This is a genomic window from Escherichia sp. MOD1-EC6021 (assembly GCF_002965245.1).
GTDB lineage: Bacteria > Pseudomonadota > Gammaproteobacteria > Enterobacterales > Enterobacteriaceae > Escherichia > Escherichia coli_F.
The window spans coordinates 1-7,642 of the sequence record NZ_PTRU01000059.1 but is presented as its reverse complement, the minus strand read 5'-3'; the positions used below and the strand labels follow the sequence as shown (position 1 = coordinate 7,642).

Below are 7,642 nucleotides of genomic sequence, written 5' to 3'. Positions count from 1 at the left end.
ATTCAGCGATCTGTTCAAATGTTATTACCCGATCTCGATGGAAGTTATTGAGTGATCTCCTTTCATGAAAATACGCAGACGGCCTGAAAGGCTTCCCGGAAGCGATAAATAGCGTGTACCCGCAGACGCATATTCAGCTCTGCATCATCCATATGGTGCGCAACAGCCTGAAATTCGTGTCGTGGAAGGATTACAAAGCCGTCACCAGCGGGCTGAAAGCGGTATATCAGGCCCCGACAGAGGAAGCGGCGTTGATGGCGTTGGATAAGTTTGCAGGCGTCTGGGATGAAAAATACCCGCAAATCAGCAAGAGCTGGCGCACACACTGGGAAAATCTCAACACCTTCTTCGGTTACCCACCGGATATCCGCAAGGCCATCTACACGACGAATGCCATCGAATCGCTGAACAGCGTCATTCGGCAGGCGATAAAGAAGCGCAAGGTGTTCCCAACGGACGACTCTGTGCGAAAAGTGATTTATCTGGCGATACAGTCGGCGTCAAAAAAATGGAGTATGCCAATCCAGAACTGGCGGCTGGCAATGAGCCGTTTTATTATCGAGTTTGGTGACCGCCTTAGCGAGCACCTTTAATACGGCGGCAGTTACACAGAATTATTTACAGGGTCCGCCAGTTATCTGACGGTGATTTGTAACTGTTTTGAACCTGTGCTCCCTAAACCTTCTGTAAGTGCTTTACTGAAGTTGAAGGTGATCATATTCAGACTTAGCCAATGAGGTTCTACTCATCAAGGAAATCCCGGGATGCACACAAGAATTACCACAACGATTTGTGGAGCAACATTTTCTTGCTCTTGTATATACTTATAGTCTGTTCTAATAATTAGTAATTCAGATGCCCAACCGATATGGTCGGGCATCTGATGCACATCAGGCGTTAAAAGTTTATCTTGAAGCCAACAGTCCCTGTTACCGGTGACTCTACATTGTTACCTTTTAAATAATTAGCCTCTCCCCATATACTGGCATTTGATGTTAGCTGAACATCCATACCCAAACCGTACTTTCCGGTTGTCCCGGATATGTCGTTAGTAAAATCATAGGCTTTATTGATTTTAACCTTATTATGATTTGAAAATTCATGACTGACTCCTGCGGTCAGGTAGGGCCTTATTTTGGTTTTACCAACATCAAGGTCCATCCCTAAATTAACACCAACCTCACCCTGGAAAGAATGTGTTGTGTTTATTTCAGCCTTCATTCCATTAGATAGACTGATATTGTCATCATTCACAGCAAGAGCTGTTGTTCGGGCATAAGGAAGTAACCAGGTATTCTCATTCAGAGAAAAATACTTGCCCACCTCCAGGCTACCACCGAAACCATTTTGATGATAATCTCCCGAAACCATAGTTCCATCACTCATATGGGTACGCAACTCATTTTTGAAACGGTTGAATTTGAGTACACCATCTATATAGTATCCGTGAGTATCATACGTCATGTACAAGCCAACACTTTTACTATCAATAGAACTTTTCCCTCCTCGATTATGCCTGATATTGTTATCAGAGAAGGAAACAAATGCCCCTAATGATAACACCCCATCGCTTAGGTCAAAACGCTTATCTCCGCCCGTCACTATTCCGTATTGGGTCAGGGAGTAACCCGCTCCTTTGCTGCTGATGTGTTTATCTGATCCTATATAGTGCCCCCATACTCCCCCAGAAGTACGTGAGTTTTCTGATTTTTCACTGTTACGGAATCGCAGCCCTTGTAATTCACTGTTAAAGATATATGTCGGAGCGCTTGCCATATTCAGTACAGCATCAGTAGACTTTGTGGTGTGCCGTACTGGAGGATTGGGTATACCCGGTTCCGGATTACCTGGTTGTGTAGTATCAGATTTTAGATACCAGTTAGTATTATCTTTACTCAGATAATATTCCCAAACTCCTGCATCCACTTTTCCTCCGTTTACTGTAAATACAGCATCTCCTCCACCGGTATAAACCACTGGTAATGGGTTACCCGGGGATACAGGCTCCTGACCGGTATTTTTGATATTCAAAACAAAATTACCGTTTGCATCCCCTGTGATGTTTAATTTATCACCAGTATATGATGCAATATCAGTATTCATCAAGAAGGTGCCATTTCCTGATAACTGTCCGATATTTAACGTTACTCCCTCAAGTTTTGTTTTAAACTGAGGGGACTGTATTGAATGAAAATCCACGGTTCCATTACTCATGTCTAATGAGTTAATAGTAGAGTCTCCGGATAATTTCCAGACAGAGTCAGCCACTATCAGATTTCCACCTTTCTTCCCATCCCCAGTAATGCGTCCAGCCAGGAGGCTACCATTCTCTAAGCGCAGAGTTGCATCAGGCTCGATTGTCACATTTGCCATAGCCCGTAGATTATCCATTATCATTGTTCCATTATTTTGGATAAAAATACCGCTATCCTGAGAAAAATTACCACTGAGAGTTAATTTTCCCCCATTCAGATTCAGACTACCGGTACCATCCAGTGTGCCGCTATAGTTTGCTGAACTATTGTCGAGAAAATGCAGAACCCCATTATTGGTTATCTGGTTGCCTGACAGTTTGCCATCGTCTTTAATCAAGGTTGTACCCAATAGCTCAGAACCGCTCTCAACCTGTAATTCACCACCTTTAGATACCTGGGTATCTATAGCCTGATGACCCTGCAGAACCATCAGGAGTCCACCATTTTCTAACAACATATTTCTGGCGCTACCATTAGTAATGCTGAAGCTACCATTTACGTTCGTTCCACTCAGGATGGCCGATGTGTTCGCTCTGATTGCGCCACCATTATTTTGAATTATTCCCGTTCCACTACCACCTGCGGCAATACTCATTGTCCCTCCATTGTTAATGGTTGTGTCAATAGCACTGCCACCACTGGAGACTCGCTGCTCCCCGTTATTAATGAGAGTCCCTGAGACATTTCCGCCACCGAAAACCGTCTGCAGTCCCCCATTAATGGTGGTGCCTACAGCACTACCACCACTGGAGACTCGCTGCTCCCCGTTATTAATGAGAGTCCCGGAGACACTTCCGCCACCGAAAACAGTCTGCAGTCCCCCCTCAATGGTGGTGTCCACGGCACTGCCACCGCTGGAAACTTGCTGTTCCCCGGTATTAATGAGAGTTCCGGAGACACTTCCACCACCGAAAACAGTCTGCAGTCCCCCATTAATGGTGGTGCCTACAGCACTACCACTGCTGGAAACTTGCTGTTCCCCGTTATTAATGAGAGTCCCGGAGACACTTCCGCCACCGAAAACAGTCTGCAGTCCCCCCTCAATGGTTGTGTCAACGGCACTGCCGCCGCTGGAAACTCGCTGCTCCCCGCTACGAATGATGGTCCCGGTAGCAAGGCCTGCATTAGTAATACTCTGCTCCCCACCACGGTAAATGGTCGTGGTGGTTACACTGCCACCGCTTGAGATGACCTGGTAACCACTGTTGATTGTAATCTCCGACGCTGAGCCTCCGTCGTAAATCGTCTGGACTCCCCCGACAATGAGCGTCTCAGTTGCAACCCCACCACTTAATACATTCTGCCAGCCACTAGTAATTGTGGTCTCAATAGCTCTGCCACCATCGCTAACCTCCTGGAATCCCCCTTTAATGGTGGTGTTGATGGCAGAGCCACCACTGGAAATGAGCTGGAAGCCATTATTAATAACGGTGCCGCTGGCTATACTGCTATCGTAGAGAGCCTGGAACCCGGCATTAATAGTGGTGCTGGTAGCACTGCCACCACTGGAAACCTCCTGGAATCCGGCATTAATAATGGTGCTGGTAGCACTGCCACCACTGGAAATATTCTGGAACCCGCCATTAATTGTGGTGCCTGTTGCGTTGCCACCATTGAAAACTGTCTGATAGCCATCCAGTGTGGTGTTAATCGCACTTCCCCCACTGGAAATGTGCTGCTCCCCACCATCAATGATCGTGCCATTAACACTTCCGCCATCAAAAACAGTCTGTAGTCCCACCTCAATGGTGGTGTCTACAGCACTACCACCGCTGGAAATGTTCTGCTCACCTCCGCTAATGTGAGTCCCGGAGACATTTCCGCCATTGAGAACAGTCTGAAGCCCCTCCTCAATGGTAGTGTCTACAGCACTACCACCGCTGGAAATGTTCTGCTCACCTCCGCTAATGTGAGTCCCGGAGACATTTCCGCCACCGAAAACAGTCTGCAGTCCCTCCTCAATGGTGGTGTCCACGGCACTGCCACCGCTGGAAATGTTCTGCTCACCTCCGCTAATGTGAGTCCCGGAGACATTTCCGCCATTGAGAACAGTCTGAAGCCCCTCCTCAATGGTAGTGTCTACAGCACTACCACCGCTGGAAATGTTCTGCTCACCTCCGCTAATGTGAGTCCCGGAGACATTTCCGCCACCGAAAACAGTCTGCAGTCCCTCCTCAATGGTGGTGTCCACGGCACTGCCACCGCTGGAAATGTTCTGCTCACCTCCGCTAATGTGAGTCCCGGAGACATTTCCGCCATTGAGAACAGTCTGAAGCCCCTCCTCAATGGTGGTGTCTACAGCACTACCACCGCTGGAAACTCGCTGCTCTCCTCCGCTAATGAGTGTCCCTGATACATTTCCGCCATTGAGAATGGTCTGCAGCCCCCCCTCAATGGTTGTATCTACGGCACTACCACCGCTGGAGACTAGCTGCTCCCCGCCACTGATGATGGTTCCGGTCGCAAGACCTGCATTGTGAATACTCTGCTCCCCACCACGGTAAATTGTGGTAGAAGTTACACTGCCGCCGCTGGAGATGACCTGGTAACCACTGTTGATGGTACTATCTGAAGCTGAGCCTCCATCGTAAATCCACTGAATGCCTCCATTTATGGCCGTCTCAGTTGCAGAGCCACCACTGGATATTTCCTGCCAACCGCCACTATTAATAGTGGTTGCTGTAGCACTTCCTCCACTGCTGATGAACTGGATACCAGAATTATTTATAGTGGTACCACTTGCACTTCCCCCCTCACCAACTTCCTGAATCCCGCCTTGAATAGTGGTGTCAACAGCACTGCCACCGCTGGAAATGAGCTGGACGCCACCATTAATAGTGGTGCTGGTAGCACTGCCACCACTGGAAACATCTTGGAATCCGGCATTAATAATGGTGCTGGTAGCACTACCACCACTTGAAATGTACTGGAATCCGGCATTAATAACGGTACTAGTAGCACTGCCACCATTGGAAACCTCCTGGAACCCATTTTCAATAGTGGTTTCAATAGCATTGCCTCCACTGGATATATATTGAGTTCCCCCATCGATAACGGTATTAGTCGCACTGCCACCATCGGAAATATACTGTTCTCCTCCGCTAATGTGAGTCCCGGAGACATTTCCGCCATTGAGAACAGTCTGAAGCCCCTCCTCAATGGTGGTGTCCACGGCACTGCCACCGCTGGAAATGTTCTGCTCACCTCCGCTAATTAGTGTATTAGTGACACTTCCACCACTCGAAATATCTTGGTAACCACCATTAATGGTTGTCGTTGAAGCGGTACCACCATTGAAAATTATCTGTGCCCCATCATTGATAGTCGTGCTTATAGCGCTGCCACCACTGGATACGTATTGCTCTCCGCCATCAATGGTGGTATTAAATGCGGAATCACCTGCTGATAAAGACATTGAGCTACTATAATCAAGTATTTCATCATTAAATACTTGGGCAAGAGCAGGTACGGTTGGCAACATAAGCCCCGCAATTAGTCCGGCTAACATTGTTCTCTTTATTTTTCGATGCCGTTGCCCACCTTTGCGGGTTAGCTCAGAAGTCACCACCCACATACCAGAAGATTCATTCCATACAATATTATAGATTTTATTCATTACTCCACCTTGAATGATTCATACCAATACTACTTTGTTCTGCCAGAGAGGCATGAAGTTTGTCGATGACGCCGTTTACCTGCTTCCCCGTAATCAGGCGTGTACATTCAAATTGTCTGGGGGTGTTTTTATGTCTCGGACACCACAGAAAATCTTTATGATCAAAATTCAGTGAAGTATCATCCCAGCATCCGTTACATCCATGGGAACTAAATATTCTCCATGGGGTATAAAATTCACTGACAGGAAGCGTAAAACCACTTATTAGTACAACAGGGATATGAGTTGCCCATGCCAGCCAGGAGAGCCCGCTGGATAAACCAATAAAAAAACTGGCATGATGTAACAGATTCACCCGTTCCTGCAGAGGTATTTTCCCTGTAAAGTCTTCTGCTCCCCACGGAATATGGTTCCAGACAAAGCCCTGACCATAATGAGCATGCAGATCAATACACAGTACCCGATACCCCAGCGATTTGAGATGGGCTACAACCTCACTCCAGCCAGTACCGTTGTTCCAGTATTTCGCCTGACAAGTGGATTGTGTCGCGATACATACATAAGGCTCATTAATGCTTCTGGGGGCTGAAAGATTAAGTCGGACTGGTGATTCCCGGGGATCCACTCCCAGAATGTATCCAGCGGAACGATGAAAACCGACCTGGCGAAAATCAATTGGCTGGTTAGTTGTATCGCCACCAAAATACAGTCCTACACGATAAGTTGCATATGGCGTAATCGTATGAGGATTATCTGGAGTAGAAAATTGAATCTGCGGATATTGCGGTGCCAGTAGTTCAATAATCTCCTGTGCCATAGTGCATTCCAGTTGACACTTATGCAGCGTCTGAAACCTTTCAGCATAAGGAAACCATCCGAGTAAATCACCTAATGTACCGGTAGGAAACGAAATCAGCACAGGCTGATTTTTTAAATTCAACGTTTCATCCATTAAGGGCGTGTCGTTTCCCCTATGGAATACCTGAATACGAAAACGAATGAAGTATTTTTTACAGCTCCTTACCCAGCCATTATCTGCATCGCAGCTAAAAAGAATGTTCCCCGAATCAGCATCCATCAGACGAACATGCCATTTCCCCTCAGGGAGCAGTACACGCGCCCCATCATTAAAATCATATCGGATACCCTCAGGTCCGGACTGAGTCGGTTTCTCTGGCGGAGTAATAAAATATGTGTTTATCAATTTGGACATATCTTTATCATTAAAATTAATAATGATTTATTATAGGATGGTTACGGCTATTTGCTGCATTTCTGACAATTTGTGCATTGAATCACATTGATAATTACAATCATCTCAGAAAGGTATCGTAAAAGACCCCGACATTTCTCTTGAGCATCAAAAATCACTATCAATTCAGTCACATACTGATATACAGATATAAATCATTTAAACTAAATATTACTCAATGGCAGGAGTATATTACCCGTTAGCGCCGATTTTTCTCTTGAGATAAGAGCGCTCGGTTAAGCCTCCTGTCACATAAAAATTACCATTACTGAAATACATACGCACTTTTGTTTTAAACAGTTCCTGAAAGGATATCTTATTCTTATACCCATAATGTACACACCACTAAAACTGCCTGGATGCAAGTGTGCTAATGTCTAAATTGTTTATTATTGAACAATAATCCACAGTCTCGTTAGCTTATTGTGCACTTGCTGCGTAATAAGCGTACAGCGAGGGCCGTATTGACGGGGATGTGTTATTCAGCTGGCAGTGCTATGCGCCACGGAAGCAGTTCGC

2 protein-coding genes and 1 pseudogene are annotated in these 7,642 nt (G+C 46.3%); 1 reads left to right on the top strand and 2 read right to left on the bottom strand.

All coding sequences use genetic code 11. From position 1 onward, the window contains the following. Positions 1-77: 77 nt before the first annotated feature. Positions 78-593, top strand: a pseudogene (locus BEB54_RS27165) (IS256-like element ISEc39 family transposase); the annotation flags it as partial. A gap of 304 nt (positions 594-897) precedes the next feature. On the opposite strand, the gene BEB54_RS27160 reads toward BEB54_RS27165, so the two are convergent. Then, complete coding sequence (locus tag BEB54_RS27160) at positions 898-5,871, bottom strand: autotransporter outer membrane beta-barrel domain-containing protein (RefSeq protein ID WP_105282332.1); 4,974 nt, start codon at positions 5,869-5,871, stop codon at positions 898-900. Continuing rightward, on the bottom strand, positions 5,864-7,084 hold the full coding sequence (locus tag BEB54_RS27155; protein ID WP_000040077.1) for an autotransporter strand-loop-strand O-heptosyltransferase: 1,221 nt from the start codon (positions 7,082-7,084) through the stop codon (positions 5,864-5,866). The genes BEB54_RS27160 and BEB54_RS27155 overlap by 8 nt, the downstream gene beginning before the upstream one ends. Between the last annotated feature and the right edge of the window lie 558 nt (positions 7,085-7,642).

Bases quoted from the DNA above. Each gene is read 5' to 3' on its own strand.
- BEB54_RS27160 (WP_105282332.1), bottom strand. From the start codon at position 5,871: ATGAATAAAATCTATAATATTGTATGGAATGAATCTTCTGGTATGTGG.
- BEB54_RS27155 (WP_000040077.1), bottom strand. From the start codon at position 7,084: ATGTCCAAATTGATAAACACATATTTTATTACTCCGCCAGAGAAACCG.